This window comes from Mycobacterium helveticum (assembly GCF_007714205.1).
Taxonomy (GTDB): Bacteria; Actinomycetota; Actinomycetes; order Mycobacteriales; family Mycobacteriaceae; genus Mycobacterium; species Mycobacterium helveticum.
In genome coordinates this window covers 1-14,842 of the sequence record NZ_VMQU01000128.1, presented here as the reverse complement: position 1 = coordinate 14,842, position 14,842 = coordinate 1, and the positions used below count along the sequence as shown (strand labels likewise).

Below are 14,842 nucleotides of genomic sequence, written 5' to 3'. Positions count from 1 at the left end.
ACCTGGGGGGTCGCCAACGTGACCCCTTGTGCCGGCAGCGCCACGGCCCCGGCCACCAGCTCGCCGGCCTGCCACAGCGCCACGTGCACCGCCCAGTCGTCGCGGCCGGGCTCGGAGAATTCGCGCGTCCCGTCGAGCGGGTCGACGATCCACACCCGCTCCGAGCGCAGCCGCACCGGATCGTCGGCGCCCTCCTCGGACAGCACGGCGTCGTCGGGGCGCTCACCGGCGAGCGCCTCCATCAGAAACTCGTGAGATCGCTTGTCCCCCGCATTTTTCCGCTCACCGGCCTCGGCGTCGGCGAATTCCTCGCGCACGCCGAGCAGCAGTTGTCCCGCCTCGGTGGCCAGTCGCGCGGCCAGCTGGTGGTCATTCATCGGTGGACTCCACGGACCATCTCATCTCGATGCGTCGGTCAGGTGGGTAAAACCTACCCTGCCGCGCCCGCGGCGCAGTAATCTCCCGGCGTGACATTTCTCTCGGGGGGGCGGAACCGTTGAAGACCGACAATGCCGCCGCAGCCAGCGGGTGGCGGCGCATGACCCGCACGCGGCTGATCGTGATCGGCACGGCGCTGGCCGTGGCGCTGATCGGGGTGTCCGCCTTCGTCGCCGTCAAACTGACCCGTCACGGCACACCACCCCCACCCGCGACCCAGGCGCCGCCGGCCACCTACGCCATTCCGGGCTGCTACAACCTTTCGGTCCCGCCGCTCGAGCGTCCCAGGCAGCTCAACATCGTCGGCTGCGCGAGCGTAGCCGTTGCGCTGCAAGGCATGTCGTGGACGTCCTGGGGGCCGCAGGGCGCCGACGGCAAGGGCACCGCCGTGTTCAAGATCTGCGATCCCAACTGTGCGGCCGGCTACCAGCTCAAAGACCCGGTCGTCGTGCATGCGTGGAATCCACAGTCGCCGCGCCCCGACGCCATCTGCCAGGCCGGCCTGAAGATATTCGCCGACATGATCCTGGCATTTCCCAAGGACGTTCCCCCGCCGACCACACAGCAGATGAACACGCAGTACAACGGAGCGCCGGCGGTGCACTACGTCAACTACTCGGGCGCCGACCCGCAGGGCACCGAGTTCATCGGCTACACCTTCTGCAACTGAGCGCCGCGGCGTCATCCGCTTCACCGATGCCGACCGTGCGCAGCGCGGGCGGGCACGACACAATCGACGCATGACCTCAGCTTCAGCTCAACGTGACGCCAGCCGGACAGCCGCCTACCGGATCGCGGCGATGCTGCTCGGCGTGGGCACCCTGCACTTCGTGGCGCCCGGACCGTTCGACACCATCGTCCCCGCCGAACTCCCCGGCAGCGCCCGGTCCTACACCTACGCATCGGGCGTCGCCGAGATCGCTGTCGGAACGCTGCTGGTGCCGCGGCGCACCCGGCGACTGGCGGCCCTGGCGGCCGCCGTGCTGTTCGTCGGCGTCTTCCCGGCCAACGTCAACATGGTCCGGCTGTGGTGGGGCAAGCCCTGGCCGATGCGCATTGCCGCATTGGCCCGGCTGCCGCTTCAGGTCCCAATGGTCACCGTCGCGCTCAAAATCTGGCGCAACAGCTGATGCCCCGCGGCCCCCTCCCCGCGAGCGCGCGTGTCTGTACGACGACACGCCGGCGCGGAGGGCGTTTTGCGCACGCTCGCCACAACGGGGCGTAGGCGATGGGGAAGACGGACATCGCGGCGGCGCTCGCGGTGGCGGCCGCGGTGATGATGGGCATCGGGGACGTGGTGCAGCAGCGCTCCGCCCAACAGGTCACCCGGCAGCCGGTCGGCACCGTCGCCCTGTTCCGCCGGCTGCTGCGCGACCGGCAATGGTGGGTGGGCAGCCTGGTGGCCGGCGCGGGGTTCGGGTTGCAGGCCGCGGCGCTCGGCGTCGGCTCGGTCGTGCTCGTGCAGGCGCTGCTGGTGACCTCGCTGCTGTTCGCGTTGCTCATCAGTGCCAGAGCCAATCACCGCAGAATCACGCGCCGGCAAGCGTTTTGGGCGGTGCTGCTGGCCGCCGCGGTGACACTGGTGGTGACGGTCGGCGACCCGCAGGCGGGCACCCCGCGAGGGTCGCTGCACACCTGGAGCATCGTGGTCGCGATCATGGGCCCCGCACTGATCCTCTGCGTGCTCGGCGCGCGCCTGTTCCCGGGTTCGGTGGCCGCACTCCTGCTGGGCCTGCTGTCCGGGTCGCTGTGGGGCCTGTTCTCGGTGCTGATGAAGGGCGTCGTCGACCAGCTCGGCCACGGCATCCCGGCGTTGCTGCGCACGCCGGAGGTGTACGTGTGGGCGGTGCTGGCGGTCGCCGCGACGGCCTGGGAGCAGTCGGCGTTCCGCGCCGGCCCGCTGACCGCGTCGCTGCCCGCGGTGACCGTCGCCGAGCCGCTCGTGGGATCGGTCCTGGGGGTCACCGTGCTGGGCGAGACCCTGAGCACCGACACCCTCGGCCTGGTGGCGCTGGGCGTGTCCGTCGCGGTGATGGCCGCGGCGACAGTGGCGCTGGCCCGCAGCCAGGCAGCCATAGCCACCTGATGGCCGCCTGACCGGAATCAGCCCCGCAGGCGGCGGGCCACCTCGCCGTAGCGCTCCACGCGCTCCGCGTCGCCCAGGGCGTTGTAGAGCACCAGGCGCGTGGCGATTCCGGCGTACTTGTCGGTCAGCGCATCGGCCAACCCGTCCCAGGTCGACTCGGTGGCGAAGGCGGCGATGTGGTCGTCGCTGATCTGGGCCGCCATGCCGGCGAAGTCGCCGGCCTTCTGCCTCTCCCGGATCCGGGCAGTCGTGCCCTCGAACCCGGCCTCGTCCCAGATGAACGCGTAGTTGGGCGTGCTGCCGTAGAAACTCATGCTGGCGCGCACCACTTCTCGTTCCCTGTCGCGCTCCTCGTCGCTGTCGCCGACGATCGTCAGCACCGGCACGATCACGGCGATGTCGGAGGCCGCCCGCCCCGCTTTGGCCGCGCCGTCGGCGATGTTCGGCAGCGCGTGACGGGTGATGTAGCCGGGTTCGCCGATCGGGTGGATGTGCACCCCGTCGGCCACCTCGCCCGCCATCCGCAGCATCCACGGGTTCACCGCCGCGATGTCGACTTTGGGATCGGGCGCCTCGATGGGCCCGGGACTCCACTGCGGCGTGATGAAGTCGAGGTCGTAGAAGTCGCCGTGGTGATCCAGGGTTGCGGTCCGAAACGCCGCGAAGCACGCCTTCACGGCGAGCACGTAGTCGCGCAGACGTGGGCCGGGCCGCTCGAAGGGCATCCCGTAGCGGCGCACCACGTGCGTGCGCACCTGCGTGCCCAGGCCGAGCCGGAAGTTGCCGCCGGTGGCCTCCTGCAGCTCCCACGCCGCGGCCGCGGTGACGAACGGGCTGCGGGGGAAGGCGACCGCCACGCCGGTGCACAACTCGAGACCGGGCGCGGCCTGCGATGCCACCGCGGCGTTGAGATAGGCCGTGCGCCCGGTCTCGGTGAACAGCAGACCGGAAAAGCCGGCCGCCTGGGTGCGGCGAGCGAGGTCACCGGCGCGGTGCAGGGGCTGGGGAGTCGTCATCGCGTCGACGTGCATGATGGGAGCGTACGACGGGGGCCCGCGCGTCCACCGAGCCGCTTCCCGTCATGGCGGACGCGCCGTGGTCACCGGATGGTTGCCGACGGTTCATGATCGTGGCTTAGTTTTCGGGATTGCCATGCAAATTGAGAAAATGTGATCGCGCTGTTCGACGTGGGCGTGCGGTACGACACCACGATCGCGTTGCACCCGCTGACCATCCGGTTCGACGCGGGCACCTTCACCGTCCTGCTGGGCCCGTCGGGCGCGGGCAAATCGACCCTGCTGCGGTGCATGAACCATCTCGTGACCCCCAGCAGTGGGGTCATCGAGGTGGCCGGGGTCGGAAAGCTGAACACCAGCGCCAGGATTCGCGCGCACCGGCGGCGCATCGGCATGATCTTCCAGCAACATCAACTGATCGGCCGGCACACCGCGCTGCGCAACGCCCTGCTCGGCTCGGTGGCATCCACCGGCCTGCTGCGCGGGCTGTGGCGGGCGGACCGGGGGCAGACCTACCGCGCACTCGCCGCGCTCGACCGGGTCGGTCTGCTCGGCAAGGCGACGGTGCGCGCGGACCGGCTCAGCGGTGGTGAGCAGCAGCGGGTCGGGATCGCCCGGGCGCTGACCCAGCAGCCCGACATCGTCCTGGCCGACGAGCCGGTGGCCAGCCTCGATCCCGAAACGGCGGTCGGCGTGCTGAGCCTGCTCCGGGAGATATGCCGGCAGGACGGCATCACCGCCGTGGTCAGCCTGCACCAGGTCGACCTGGCGCGGCGCTTCGCCGACCGCATCGTCGGATTGTCCGAAGGCCGGCTGGTGGTAGACGACCAACCCGGCCGCATCGACGCGGCACAGCTCACCCGGATCTATCGCTCCCCCGGTGACACCCACCGGAGCGTCCCGACGACGAAGGAATGCTGATGAAGGCCGTTCGTATCGTGGTAGGCATCCTGCTGGCGTTCGTCCTCGGCGGCTGTTGGGGTTCGCACGACCAGGGCGCGTCGAACCCGGCGACGCTGCGCGTCGCCCTGCTGCCGGACGAGAATGCGGCCACGGTGATCCAGAACAACCAGCCGCTGAAGAACTATCTGCAGTCCAAACTCGGCAAACAGGTCGAATTGGTTGTCACCACGGACTATTCGTCGATGATTGAGGCGATGCGGCGCGGGCGGCTGGAACTCGCCTACTTCGGCCCCCTGTCGTATGTGCTTGCGCGGTCCAAAGATCCCGGCGTCCAGCCGTTCGCGGCGCTGGTCGAGCAGCCCGGCGGGCCGCCGGTCTACCACGCCCTGGTGATCGGGAACGTCGCCCAGCACATCGCCGCGATCCCCGACCTCAAGGGCAAGACGATGGCCTACGGCGATCCCGCCAGCACCTCGAGCCACCTGATCCCCAAGTCGATGCTGGCCGATCAGGGGCTTTCGGCCGGGCAGAACTATCAGGAGCAGTTCGTGGGCGCCCAAGACGCCGTCGCCCTCGCGGTGCAGAACGGCAACGCCGCCGGGGGCGGCATCAGCAAGCCGATCTTCGACGCCATGGTCCGGCAGCGCAAGATCGACCCGGCCAAGGTGCGGGTCGTCGCCGAGTCCAAGCCGTACCCGAACTATCCCTGGACGATGCGCAGCGACCTGGACCCCAACCTGAAGTCCTCGGTCGTGGAAGCCTTTCTCAGCCTTCATGATCCGGCGGTGCTCGAGCCGTTCAAGGCCGCATCGTTCGCGCCGGTTGGCGACGCGGACTACGACGTGATCCGCCAGTTGAGCACCCAGTTGGGGCTCGACCTGTCCTCGCTGAGCAAATGACGACCGATTACGCGGCGATCGCCCGGCTCGAGGAGCGCCGGCGGCGGGGCACGCTGCTGTGGGTGGGGGCGGTCGGGCTTGCCGTGCTCGGTTGCTGCGCCTACGTCGGACTGCTGGACGCCCGACGCCTCAGCGACGGGCTGCCCGCGCTGCTGTCCCTCCTCGGGGAGATGTGGCCCCCGGACTTCAGCCGCGCCGCATCCTGGGTGATGCCGCTGATCGACACCGTGGCCATGAGCGTGGCCGGCACCGCCATCGCGATCGCCCTGTCGGTTCCGCTCGGGCTGGCGGCCGCCCGCAACACGTCGCCGCATCCGCTGGTGTACCACCTGGCCAGGACGATCCTCAACGGCCTGCGTGCGGTGCCCGAACTCATCATGGGGATCGTGTTCGTGGCCGCCGTCGGATTCGGGGCATTGCCGGGGGTGCTGGCGCTGGGGCTGCACTCGGTGGGCATGGTCGGCAAGTTCTACGCCGAGGCCATCGAGCACGTCAGCCCGGCGCCGATCGAGGCGGCGCGGGCGGTGGGCGCGCGACCGGCACAGGTGATCGTGCACGGTGTGCTGCCTCAGGTGCTGCCCCGGTTGGCCGACGTGTCGATATACCGCTGGGAGCACAACTTCCGGGCCTCGACGGTGCTCGGCCTGGTCGGCGCGGGCGGCATCGGCTTCCAGTTGATGGCCGCGTTGCGGATACTGGAGTACCGGCAGGTGGCCGCGATCATGCTGGTCATCTTGGCCACGGTCACCGTCGTCGACGGGCTCAGCGGCTGGCTGCGCCGCTGGTTCGCATGAATGCCGTTGGCACGCCGCCGTTTCGGGTGGTCATCACCCATCGCGTCCATTCCGAGGTGCTCGACCTGCTCGGCCGATCGTGCGAGGTGGTCGCCAACCAGACGCCCGAGGGCCTCACCCGGGGCGAGTTGCTGAGCCGATGCCGCGACGCCGACGCGCTGCTGGTGTTCATGCCCGACCACGTCGACGAGGAGTTGCTGGGCCGCAGTCCCCGGCTGCGGATCGTGGCCGGCGCGCTCAAGGGCTTCGACAACATCGACGTCGCGGCCTGCACCGCCCGGGGAATCTGGGTCAGCTACGTCGAGGATCTGCTCACCGGCCCCACCGCCGATCTCGCGGTCGGGCTGCTGATTGCGCTCGATCGCCACATACCGGCCGGGGACCGCCACGTCCGGTCGGGCCGCCACCAAGGCTGGAGACCGGAACTCTACGGCGGCGGGCTGGCCGGCCGGCGGGTCGGGATCATCGGGATGGGCGCGGTGGGCCGTGCGGTGGCCCGCCGGCTACGCGCGTTCGACGCGGAAGTGCTCTACACCGACCCCGCCCCGCTGCCGGCCGGCGACGCAGCGGAACTGGGCGCTCGCTCGGTGCCCCTGGAAACGCTGTTGGCGCGCAGCACCGCCGTCGTGCTCACCGCACCCCTGACCGCCGAGACCCGCCACCTGATCGGACCGGTTGCGTTGCAACGCCTTCCGGAGGGGTCGCTGCTGGTCAACGTGGGCCGCGGTTCGGTCGTCGACGAGAACGCCGTCGCCGACGCGCTGGCGTCCGGCCACCTGGGCGGCTATGCGGCCGACGTCTTCGCGTTCGAGGACTGGTCCGATCGGGGCAGACCGCGGGACATCCCGCCCCGACTGCTCGCCCAGGACGGCACGCTGTTCACCCCGCACCTGGGTTCGGCCGTGCGCGACGTCCGCCTGCGGATCGAGACGGCGGCGGCACGCAGCGTCCTCGACGTTCGCGCCGGCAAGCCGCCCCCGGTCGCCGCAAACCGTGTCAACCCTCGCAGGTGAGATGGCCCGAGTGGTCGGTTTTGGCAGAATTCAGTCGCGGACGCGGACCGCGATGTAGCCCAAGGGGATTCCGGTGCGCACCGTGATGCATTCGCGCGCGGCGAATTCCACGTCGCTGCGACGGCTGGAATGGGTGACGGCATCGATTTCGGGAATGCGGATCAGCCATCCGCCGGCCTGGCGCACGACCTCGATGTCGAAGCACTGGCCGATGACCGCCACGGCGGCCGGGCGCCGGGGCCGGCGGCAGTGCGAGCGTCGCAGGGAATCCGCGGACGAGCGGCGCGAAAGTGTGTGGGTGTGCATGCGAATTCTTTCTCGGTCTTCGTTGAGCCGTGGGCCACACTACTGCCGAGCGTGACCAGCACCAAATCGGGGCGACGCGGTCAGCCCGATCGCGGATGCCGGCTCACCGGCGCGGTAAAACCTTGGGTGTCATCGAAGAACGCCCAGCGCCCGTCGTCGTCGACCTCCAGGCGCCAGCCCAGCTCGGAATCGCCGGCGATGAGACCCAAAAACCATGCGTGCGCGGCTTCGGCACCGGCGAAGTTCCTGGTCGCGACGACCGTGCCGTGCGGATCGATGACGCGAAACGCGGCCATGGGGTGAGCTTATCCCCGGTGGCGGATTTCGATCACACCGATGTCCGCCGGCGAGTGAGGTGCGCGTGCTACACGGTGCGGGTCAGGCGGTCGGCGAGCAACTCGGCGAACCGGGCCGGGTCCTCCAGTGCGCCGCCTTCGGCGAGAAGGGCTGTGCCGTAGAGCAGTTCGGCGGTCTCGGCCACCTCGGCAAGCGCGGTGTCGTCGTCGGCGTGGTCGTGGTGCGCTTGGCGCAGCCCGATCACCAGCGGGTGGTCCGGGTTGAGCTCCAGGATCCGCTTCCCGAGCGGGACGTCCTGTCCCGTGGCCCGGTAGAGGCGCGCCAGCGTCGGCGTGATCCCGAACGCGTCGGTGATCAGGCAGGCCGGCGATTGCGTCAGCCGGGTCGACAGGCGCACGTCCTTGACGTGTTCGCTCAGGGTCTCCTTGAGCCAGGCCAGCAGGTCGGCGAAGTCCTTCTGCTGCTCCTCGCGCTCGGCCTCGCTGGTGCCCTCCTCGGAGTCGAGGTCGACCTCCCCCTTGGCCACCGACTGCAGCGGCTTGCCGTCGTACTCGTCGACCACGCCCACCCACACTTCGTCCACCGGGTCGGTGAGCAGCAGGACCTCGTAACCCTTGGCCTTGAACGCCTCGAGGTGCGGTGACTTGGTGAGCTGCTGACGCGTCTCGCCGGTGGCGTAGAAGATCTGCGTCTGGCCGTCCTTCATGCGCTCGACGTACTCGGCGAGCGTGGTGGCCTCGTCCTCGCTGTGGGTGGAGGCGAACGAGGAGATTTCCAGCAACGTCTCCCGGTTGTCGGCGTCGGACAGCAGGCCCTCCTTGATGGCCCTGCCGAACTGGTTCCACACCGTGCGGTAGTCGTCCGGGCGCTCGGATTGCAGGTCCTTGATGGTGGACAGGACCTTCTTGCTCAACCGGCGGCGGATCGCGTTGACCTGCCGGTCCTGCTGCAGGATTTCGCGGGAGACGTTGAGCGACATGTCCTGTGCGTCGACCACCCCCTTGACGAACCGCAGGTAGTGCGGCAGCAGTTGGTCGCAGTCACCCATGATGAACACGCGCTTGACGTAGAGCTGGATCCCGACGTGGGCGTCGCGGTCGAACAGGTCGAACGGGGCATGGGACGGGATGAACAGCAGCGCCTGGTACTCGAAGGTGCCCTCCGCCTTCATCGCGATGACCTCGAGCGGGTCGTCCCAGGCGTGCGCGATGTGCTTGTAGAACTCCTTGTACTCCTCTTCGGACACCTCGTCTTTGGGCCTGGCCCACAGCGCTTTCATCGAGTTCAGGGTCTCGATCTCGGTGGTGACGACCTCGTCGCCGCTGTCGTCCTCGGAGGGGGTGCGTCGCTGGACCTCCATCCGGATGGGCCAGGCGATGAAGTCGGAGTACTTCTTGACCAGGCCCCGCAGCCGCCAGTCCGAGGTGTAGTCGTGCAGCTCGTTGTCGGTGTCCTCGGGCTTGAGATGCAGCGTGACCGCCGTGCCCTGCGGCACCCCCTTTCCCTTTCCAGCGTCGATCGTCTCAATTGTGTAGGTGCCCTCACCACTGGATTCCCACCGGGTGGCCGCGCTCTCGCCGGCCTTGCGCGTCAGCAGCTCGACCTTGTCGGCGACCATGAAGCTCGAGTAGAAGCCGATACCGAACTGTCCGATCAGTTCCTCGGACGCGGCGGCGTTCTGGGATTCCCTGAGCTGCTGGCGCAACTCGGCGGTCCCCGACTTGGCCAGCGTGCCGATCAGGTCCACGACCTCCGCGCGGGTCATGCCGATGCCGTTGTCGCGGACCGTGAGGGTGCGGGCCTCCTTGTCCACCTCCAGCTCGATGTGCAGGTCGGAGGTGTCGACGTCGAGGTCCTTGTTGCGGAAGGCTTCCAGCCTCAGCTTGTCCAGGGCATCGGAGGCGTTGGAGATCAACTCCCGCAGGAACGAATCCTTGTTGGAGTAGACCGAGTGGATCATCAGATCCAGCAGCTGCCGGGCCTCTGCCTGGAATTCCATCTGCTCGACACGTGCGTTCATGAGACTCCGTTCGACGACATGACGCCTCAAATTTAGCGAGATGCCGAGCGCTCGTGCCGGGGGGTTCGCTCAGCGCTGACAGGACTACTGCTGACAGGACTACTGTCGTGAGTCGTCAACGCCGATCAGGCGCGGCCCTAGTGAAGGAGATCCGGTGTCCGTAGCTCGACGCGAACGTGCCGCCCTCGTCGACACCATGCGCGACGTGGGTCCCGATGCCCCCACCCTGTGCGAGGGCTGGAAGACCCGGGACCTGGCGGCCCACCTGGTCATCCGCGAGTACCGCCCCGATGCCGCGCCGGGCATTTTGATCCCGTTCTTCGCCTCCCACACCGCCAAGGTGCAGCAGGCGGTCGCCGAGCAGGACTGGGTGCGGCTGCTGGACAAGGTCGCGTCCGGCCCGCCGCCGTACTCGCCGTTCAAGCTGCTCGACCCGGTGGCCAATGTCGCCGAGATGTTCATCCATCACGAGGACGTGCGCCGCGCGCAGCCGGACTGGACACCGCGCGTGCTCGAACAGGACCTGGTGGCCGCGCTGCGCCGCACGCTGCCGCTGATGGCCCGGCTCACGCTCGCGAAGGTTCCCGCCAGGGTCGCGTTGCGCACGCCGGAAGGCAAAACGGTGCTGACCGCCGGGCATGGTCCCGCGGTCACGGTGACCGGGTTGCCCGAGGAACTGCTGCTGTTCGCCGTCGGGCGGGAAGCCCGGGTCGAGTTCGACGGCGACGCGGCGGCGGTCCAGGCGGTGCGCGACGCGCCGAAGGGCTTGTAGCGGCGGCGGTCACCTGTTCCTCCGCCGACCGTGGGTGCTGCGGGCGGTGAGGCTGCGCGCGGAACGTCGTCATACCGCCGGCGGGGGGCGAAATCCGGAGTGCGCGATCGCGACCGAGACGGCGCTGCCGATGGGGCCCCGAGGGTCGACGAGGACAGCGGAGCCGGTGGCCACGCCGTCATGGCTGGAATGGGTCAGCGAGGCCAGCCCGACGTGCGGCCCCTCGGGCAGGCGGCTGAGGATGACGGTGTAGTCGGCGTTGATGAACTGCAGTCCGCTCGTGCCCCAGTTGGCGAGCGAGGCGGTGATGTCGCCGGCCATCGCCGCACGGGTGAACGCCGTGAGCGGTTCGCCGCCGACCAACGACCGCGTCTCGTGCAGCCACGTGTATTTTCGCCCCGGCTCGCGAGGCCAGTCAGGGTCGGGGTTCTGCACCTCGGAGCCCCAGCCGTAGGTGCGCATGAACAGCGTCGACGGGGCGCCATCCGTCTCGAGCGGGACCGGCGGCATCTGCACCGGTTGAGACCACACGTCGCCGTCGGGCTGCGGGCCGCGCCGCAGGAACAGCGCGCTCCCCCGCGCCACCGGAGAGCCGTCCTGGGTGAGAACGGCCTCGACGAGCCGCAGCCGCTTGCGGTCATGGTGGACACGGGTGTGCACCTCGAGCGGTTCCAGTGCGGTCGGGCGGGGCAGGTCGACGGTCAGCCGCGCGGGTTGCAGTTGCGGGTCGCCGACGGTGCGTTCCGCGGCCCAGCCCAACAGGGCGCCGACGACGTGTCCGCTGATCGACGGGCCCCACCCTCCGCGGGCCATTGCGGTTGGGAGGTAATGGTTTCCGTCACGGAAGAAGTAGGGCGCCGACTCCCGCGGTCCGACGTCGCCGGGCGCGGCCTTCGACTCGGTCACCGCACGACCCGCCGCGGCAGCGGCACTTTCACGGGCTCCTCCTTCGTAGGCGGCAACCGTGGATATTACAGTTGCCGCTTCCAGTCCGGATCCGTGGCAGCGGCCCACTCCAAACCCGCTATAGCACAGGGACATCAGCCACAGCCGGGCGTCAAGCGATCGCGGCGCCCACCAGATGACCGATCACGTACGTGGTGGCCAACGCCAGGCTGCCGCCGACGACGTTGCGGAGCACCGCGCGTCCCTTCGGCGCGCCCCCCAGCCCGGCCGAGACCGCTCCCGTCATCAGCAGCGCCAGGAGGACCGCGACGACCGTCACGGGGATTCTCAACGCGATCGGCGGCGCAAGGATCGCGATCAGCGGCAGGATCGCGCCCACGGCGAACGACAGCGCCGAGGACGACGCCGCCTGCCACGGGTTCGTCAGCTCGTCGGGGTCGATGCCCAGTTCGACCTCGGCGTGGGCGACGAGGGGATTGTGGTCGGTGAGTTCCTCGGCCACGGTGCGCGCGGTCGCCGGCGACAGGCCCTTGGCCGCGTACAGTTCGGCGAGCTCGTCCAATTCGGCGGCCGGATCGTCGCGCAGCTCGCCACGTTCCTTGGTCAGCAGCGCCTGCTCGGTGTCGCGCTGCGTGCTGACCGACACGTATTCGCCCAGCGCCATCGACACGGCTCCCGCCACCAGCCCGGCGACCCCGGCGGTCAGGATCGGGCCCGGTTCCACCGTCGCGGCCGCGACACCGACCACGATGCCGGCCGTGGAGACGATTCCGTCGTTGGCGCCCAGGACTCCGGCACGCAGCCAGTTCAATTTCGACGACACCGAACCGACATGGGGTTCGGCGGGATGCGACGTATCGGGCACGGCCGAACAATATACGCCCGAAACCCCGAACGACCAGCAAAGATAGCCTTGCCAAAGGTTGTCGGGCCGGCACCTTCGGCTGCATCGCGCCGCGTCCGGTCCACCCGGGCCCGGAGCCGGCCGGATGGGCCGAGAAGCGCTCTGCGCCCGGCCGCGGGGGACAGCGGCGCGGGTTGCGGCCGGTTCAGCGCCCAGGCGTGGCACAGCTAATCCAAGCGTCCCGGGCGTCGGGGAGCTGTCGAGGAATTTGCCAACAGACGGGTGAACAAGCGGGCGTTGTGACGTTCGGCCCTCGTGTTCGGGGCCGTTCGCCACTCGGTAGGCGGGCCCTGTGGCACTCGCCGGCGATGTCTCGGTAGCGAAACATTGTGGTCACGGTTTGGATTTGACCAGCCGGAGTCCCGACTGGACAGGAGACGCAATGGCCACCCAGGTCGGATTCCCCACCCAGGGCCACCGCCCTCGCATGGCCGCTTACGCCGGCGCTTTGACGATCGCCGGCCTGTCGGGCATCTGCGCATTGGCCGCGCTCGCCGCCGGGACGCCCCTCGAGTTCGGGGTCGCGCTGGCGTCGTCCGGCGCAGGATGGGTGGTCGCCGACTTCGTCGGCTGGACGGCAGAGCACGACCGTGAGCATGCCGCTCGCCGACGCGCGATCCCGACCGCGCGAATCCACAAGTACCGGCCATCCCGCGTCGTGGCTGTCGGCGGGCAACTGTCGCGCCCGACGCCTCAGCTCTTGGTGCCCACGGTGATCAGGTCGGAGATCAGACGCATCCACACCGGTCGCCGGATACGGTGCTGATCGCCGAGGGTGAACCCGGCGTCCTCGAACATCGTGCGCATCTCGGCCGGCGACGCGTTGTGCTGCGGCTTCCACCTGTTGGCCGCCGGGACCTGCAGCAGGGGTTGCCGCGTGCTCAGCGCCGCCACGGCCACCAGTCCGCCCGGCGCCAGCACACGATAGAACTCGCGCAACGCGGCGGGCTGATCGAAGAAGTGGAAGGCCGAGGTCGTCACGACGGCGTCGAGCGCCCCGTCGTCGAAAGGCAGTTGCTCGGCCGGGCCGCGCAGCCACTGCACGCGACTCGACCTGGCGCGGGCCTGGGCCAGCATGCCGTCGGACATGTCCACGCCGAAAACGCGCTCCGGGTGCAGTTCGCGCTCGATGCGGTCGCTGAGAATCCCTGTACCGCAGGCGATGTCGGCGATCTTTTGCGCGCCGTGGGCGCGCAGTGCCGCGATCACCTCGTCGTGCGGAGGCCGGTAGACCCACTGCTGCAGCAAGGGCAGGTCGTAGGCCGGAGCCAGGAAACTCCACATGCGGGTGACCGCGTCGTTGAGCCCCCGGCGTTGCGCGGACGTCATTTGCTCAGCGTGGCGCTGTAGTAGACGGTGTCGGCCACCGACACCGAATCGTTGCTCTGCGGGATGGCCGCAAGGCCGTTGTCGGCCAGCAACCGGCTCATCGGCTTCCCGACCGTTCGCCAGCCCAGGTTGTCCAGGTAGGAGGCGACGTCGGCGCGCTCCCCCTCGTACCCCAGATCGGCGAACTCGAAGTCGAAGCCGTGCTCACGCCACTTGGCGGTGACCCTGCGCATCATCTCCCGGGCCCGCTCGTGGTCCACCTGCGACATGTCCGGCACGGCCTCGCAGGCCAGCCGGCTGCCGTGCGCGCTCAGTGCGGTGACGTTATCCAGCAGTCGGTCCTGAGCCGCCGGCGGCAGGTAACCGAAGAGCCCTTCGGCGATCCACGCGGTGGGCCGGTTTCGGTCCAGGCCGGCATCCAGCAGGGCTTTGGGCCAGTCCTGTCGCAGATCGATTGGCACCGTGCATAATTCGGCCCGCGGCGCGGCGCCGAGGCCCGCCAGGGTGGTGGCCTTGAACTCGATCACCTGCGGCTGGTCGATTTCGAACACCGTCATGTCGGCGGGCCATTCCATGCGGTAGGCCCGCGCGTCCAAGCCCGACGCCAGGATCACGGCCTGGCGGATCCCGGCGCGCGCCGCGTCCTGGAAGAACGTGTCGAAGAAGCAGGTGCGGGCTGCCATCGCGGCGGGCATGTGCGCGAGCTTCCAGGTGGACTCGTCGTCGTCGACGTCGGCGGCGGCGAGCTCACCGGCGGCCCAGCGCGTGAAGAAGTCCACGCCGACGGCACGGACCAGCGGTTCGGCGAACGGGTCCCGGATGACGGGGTGATCGGCCTTGGTGGCGATCGCCCGTGCGGCCGCGACCAGTGTGGCCGTCGCGCCCACACTGGTGGCCAGGTCCCAGCTGTCGTCGTCTGTGCGTGGCATGCCTGTTCCCCCATGTCGGATCGGAGCTTTATTTAGCCACTGTAACGAACGACGGGGGCGGTGGAGTTCCACAGTCGAACGCTCCGAGCCTGCGGCGGCGGCGTCGAGTCTGCGTCCAGCGCGCGAATCACGCCCCGAGGACGCTCTCAGCGCAGGCTGGGGCGGCGAAGGGTTTAGCGCGGGCCGGGACCACCCGGCCCGCCGGGGCCACCCGGCCCGCCGGGGCCACC

Annotated in this window: 18 protein-coding genes; 9 read left to right on the top strand and 9 right to left on the bottom strand. The window is 69.5% G+C overall.

What is annotated here, in order from left to right; genetic code table 11:
* The coding region (locus tag FPZ47_RS22530) for an inositol monophosphatase family protein (RefSeq protein ID WP_282593868.1) at positions 1-377 on the bottom strand (377 nt) is incomplete at its 3' end.
* 161 nt (positions 378-538) lie between these two features.
* On the opposite strand from FPZ47_RS22530, the gene FPZ47_RS22525 reads away from it, so the two are divergent.
* The 3 genes from FPZ47_RS22525 (at position 539) to FPZ47_RS22515 (ending at position 2,524) form a co-directional block, all read left to right on the top strand.
* Positions 539-1,108: a hypothetical protein gene (locus FPZ47_RS22525; protein WP_144955593.1), complete on the top strand. Its 570-nt coding sequence runs from the start codon at positions 539-541 to the stop codon at positions 1,106-1,108.
* Between the two features lie 70 nt (positions 1,109-1,178).
* Positions 1,179-1,568, top strand: coding sequence for a DoxX family protein (locus FPZ47_RS22520; RefSeq protein WP_144955597.1), 390 nt, complete (start codon positions 1,179-1,181; stop codon positions 1,566-1,568).
* 98 nt (positions 1,569-1,666) lie between these two features.
* Positions 1,667-2,524 (top strand): DMT family transporter, encoded by an 858-nt coding sequence (locus FPZ47_RS22515; protein WP_144955600.1) that lies wholly within the window; start codon positions 1,667-1,669, stop codon positions 2,522-2,524.
* 17 nt (positions 2,525-2,541) lie between these two features.
* Here FPZ47_RS22515 and FPZ47_RS22510 read toward each other — a convergent pair whose 3' ends face one another.
* Complete coding sequence (locus FPZ47_RS22510) at positions 2,542-3,555, bottom strand: TIGR03617 family F420-dependent LLM class oxidoreductase (protein WP_144955602.1); 1,014 nt, start codon at positions 3,553-3,555, stop codon at positions 2,542-2,544.
* A gap of 138 nt (positions 3,556-3,693) precedes the next feature.
* Between FPZ47_RS22510 and phnC the strand changes: the two genes are divergently transcribed.
* Genes phnC through FPZ47_RS22490 form a run of 4 tightly spaced genes read left to right on the top strand, consistent with a single transcriptional unit; the run spans position 3,694 to position 7,149 of the window.
* On the top strand, positions 3,694-4,461 hold the full coding sequence (gene phnC / locus FPZ47_RS22505; protein ID WP_144955605.1) for a phosphonate ABC transporter ATP-binding protein: 768 nt from the start codon (positions 3,694-3,696) through the stop codon (positions 4,459-4,461).
* The gene (gene phnD / locus FPZ47_RS22500; protein ID WP_144955608.1) at positions 4,461-5,342 is read left to right on the top strand and encodes a phosphate/phosphite/phosphonate ABC transporter substrate-binding protein; all 882 of its coding nucleotides are present in this window, start codon (positions 4,461-4,463) and stop codon (positions 5,340-5,342) included. The genes phnC and phnD overlap by 1 nt, the downstream gene beginning before the upstream one ends.
* A complete protein-coding gene (phnE, locus tag FPZ47_RS22495; RefSeq protein ID WP_144955611.1) occupies positions 5,339-6,136 on the top strand; it encodes a phosphonate ABC transporter, permease protein PhnE in 798 nt (265 codons plus the stop codon). The genes phnD and phnE overlap by 4 nt, the downstream gene beginning before the upstream one ends.
* Positions 6,133-7,149 carry a phosphonate dehydrogenase gene (locus FPZ47_RS22490; RefSeq protein ID WP_144955614.1) on the top strand — a complete coding sequence of 339 codons (1,017 nt, stop codon included), beginning with the start codon at positions 6,133-6,135 and terminating at the stop codon, positions 7,147-7,149. Before phnE ends, FPZ47_RS22490 begins: the two co-directional genes overlap by 4 nt.
* A 30-nt stretch (positions 7,150-7,179) precedes the next feature.
* Here FPZ47_RS22490 and FPZ47_RS22485 read toward each other — a convergent pair whose 3' ends face one another.
* The 3 genes from FPZ47_RS22485 to htpG form a co-directional block, all read right to left on the bottom strand.
* Positions 7,180-7,371, bottom strand: coding sequence for a long chain fatty acid-CoA synthetase Faa4p (locus FPZ47_RS22485; RefSeq protein ID WP_144955617.1), 192 nt, complete (start codon positions 7,369-7,371; stop codon positions 7,180-7,182).
* A 164-nt stretch (positions 7,372-7,535) separates the two neighbouring features.
* The gene (locus FPZ47_RS22480) at positions 7,536-7,751 is read right to left on the bottom strand and encodes a hypothetical protein (RefSeq protein ID WP_144955620.1); all 216 of its coding nucleotides are present in this window, start codon (positions 7,749-7,751) and stop codon (positions 7,536-7,538) included.
* 68 nt (positions 7,752-7,819) lie between these two features.
* On the bottom strand, positions 7,820-9,772 hold the full coding sequence (gene htpG, locus FPZ47_RS22475) for a molecular chaperone HtpG (RefSeq protein WP_144955623.1): 1,953 nt from the start codon (positions 9,770-9,772) through the stop codon (positions 7,820-7,822).
* Positions 9,773-9,926: 154 nt separating this feature from the next.
* Between htpG and FPZ47_RS22470 the strand changes: the two genes are divergently transcribed.
* Entirely contained in the window at positions 9,927-10,544 is a 618-nt protein-coding gene (locus tag FPZ47_RS22470) for a TIGR03085 family metal-binding protein (protein ID WP_144955626.1), read from the top strand.
* 69 nt (positions 10,545-10,613) lie between these two features.
* Here FPZ47_RS22470 and FPZ47_RS22465 read toward each other — a convergent pair whose 3' ends face one another.
* Positions 10,614-11,357, bottom strand: a complete 744-nt coding sequence (locus FPZ47_RS22465) for a thioesterase family protein (RefSeq protein ID WP_144955637.1) — start codon at positions 11,355-11,357, stop codon at positions 10,614-10,616.
* 244 nt (positions 11,358-11,601) lie between these two features.
* Positions 11,602-12,315, bottom strand: a complete 714-nt coding sequence (locus FPZ47_RS22460; RefSeq protein WP_144955629.1) for a VIT1/CCC1 transporter family protein — start codon at positions 12,313-12,315, stop codon at positions 11,602-11,604.
* 421 nt (positions 12,316-12,736) lie between these two features.
* Here FPZ47_RS22460 and FPZ47_RS22455 point away from each other — a divergent pair, with 421 nt between their 5' ends.
* The gene (locus FPZ47_RS22455; RefSeq protein WP_144955632.1) at positions 12,737-13,120 is read left to right on the top strand and encodes a hypothetical protein; all 384 of its coding nucleotides are present in this window, start codon (positions 12,737-12,739) and stop codon (positions 13,118-13,120) included.
* Here FPZ47_RS22455 and FPZ47_RS22450 read toward each other — a convergent pair.
* Both FPZ47_RS22450 and FPZ47_RS22445 read right to left on the bottom strand, forming a co-directional pair.
* Complete coding sequence (locus FPZ47_RS22450; protein WP_144955634.1) at positions 13,048-13,683, bottom strand: class I SAM-dependent methyltransferase; 636 nt, start codon at positions 13,681-13,683, stop codon at positions 13,048-13,050. The genes FPZ47_RS22455 and FPZ47_RS22450 overlap by 73 nt on opposite strands.
* Positions 13,680-14,612, bottom strand: coding sequence for an SAM-dependent methyltransferase (locus tag FPZ47_RS22445; RefSeq protein ID WP_145039602.1), 933 nt, complete (start codon positions 14,610-14,612; stop codon positions 13,680-13,682). Before FPZ47_RS22445 ends, FPZ47_RS22450 begins: the two co-directional genes overlap by 4 nt.
* Between the last annotated feature and the right edge of the window lie 230 nt (positions 14,613-14,842).

Bases quoted from the DNA above. Each gene is read 5' to 3' on its own strand.
- FPZ47_RS22525 (WP_144955593.1), top strand. From the start codon at position 539: ATGACCCGCACGCGGCTGATCGTGATCGGCACGGCGCTGGCCGTGGCG.
- FPZ47_RS22520 (WP_144955597.1), top strand. From the start codon at position 1,179: ATGACCTCAGCTTCAGCTCAACGTGACGCCAGCCGGACAGCCGCCTAC.
- FPZ47_RS22515 (WP_144955600.1), top strand. From the start codon at position 1,667: ATGGGGAAGACGGACATCGCGGCGGCGCTCGCGGTGGCGGCCGCGGTG.
- FPZ47_RS22510 (WP_144955602.1), bottom strand. From the start codon at position 3,555: ATGCACGTCGACGCGATGACGACTCCCCAGCCCCTGCACCGCGCCGGT.
- phnD (WP_144955608.1), top strand. From the start codon at position 4,461: ATGAAGGCCGTTCGTATCGTGGTAGGCATCCTGCTGGCGTTCGTCCTC.
- phnE (WP_144955611.1), top strand. From the start codon at position 5,339: ATGACGACCGATTACGCGGCGATCGCCCGGCTCGAGGAGCGCCGGCGG.
- FPZ47_RS22490 (WP_144955614.1), top strand. From the start codon at position 6,133: ATGAATGCCGTTGGCACGCCGCCGTTTCGGGTGGTCATCACCCATCGC.
- FPZ47_RS22480 (WP_144955620.1), bottom strand. From the start codon at position 7,751: ATGGCCGCGTTTCGCGTCATCGATCCGCACGGCACGGTCGTCGCGACC.
- htpG (WP_144955623.1), bottom strand. From the start codon at position 9,772: ATGAACGCACGTGTCGAGCAGATGGAATTCCAGGCAGAGGCCCGGCAG.
- FPZ47_RS22465 (WP_144955637.1), bottom strand. From the start codon at position 11,357: ATGGCCCGCGGAGGGTGGGGCCCGTCGATCAGCGGACACGTCGTCGGC.
- FPZ47_RS22455 (WP_144955632.1), top strand. From the start codon at position 12,737: ATGGCCACCCAGGTCGGATTCCCCACCCAGGGCCACCGCCCTCGCATG.
- FPZ47_RS22450 (WP_144955634.1), bottom strand. From the start codon at position 13,683: ATGACGTCCGCGCAACGCCGGGGGCTCAACGACGCGGTCACCCGCATG.
- FPZ47_RS22445 (WP_145039602.1), bottom strand. From the start codon at position 14,612: ATGCCACGCACAGACGACGACAGCTGGGACCTGGCCACCAGTGTGGGC.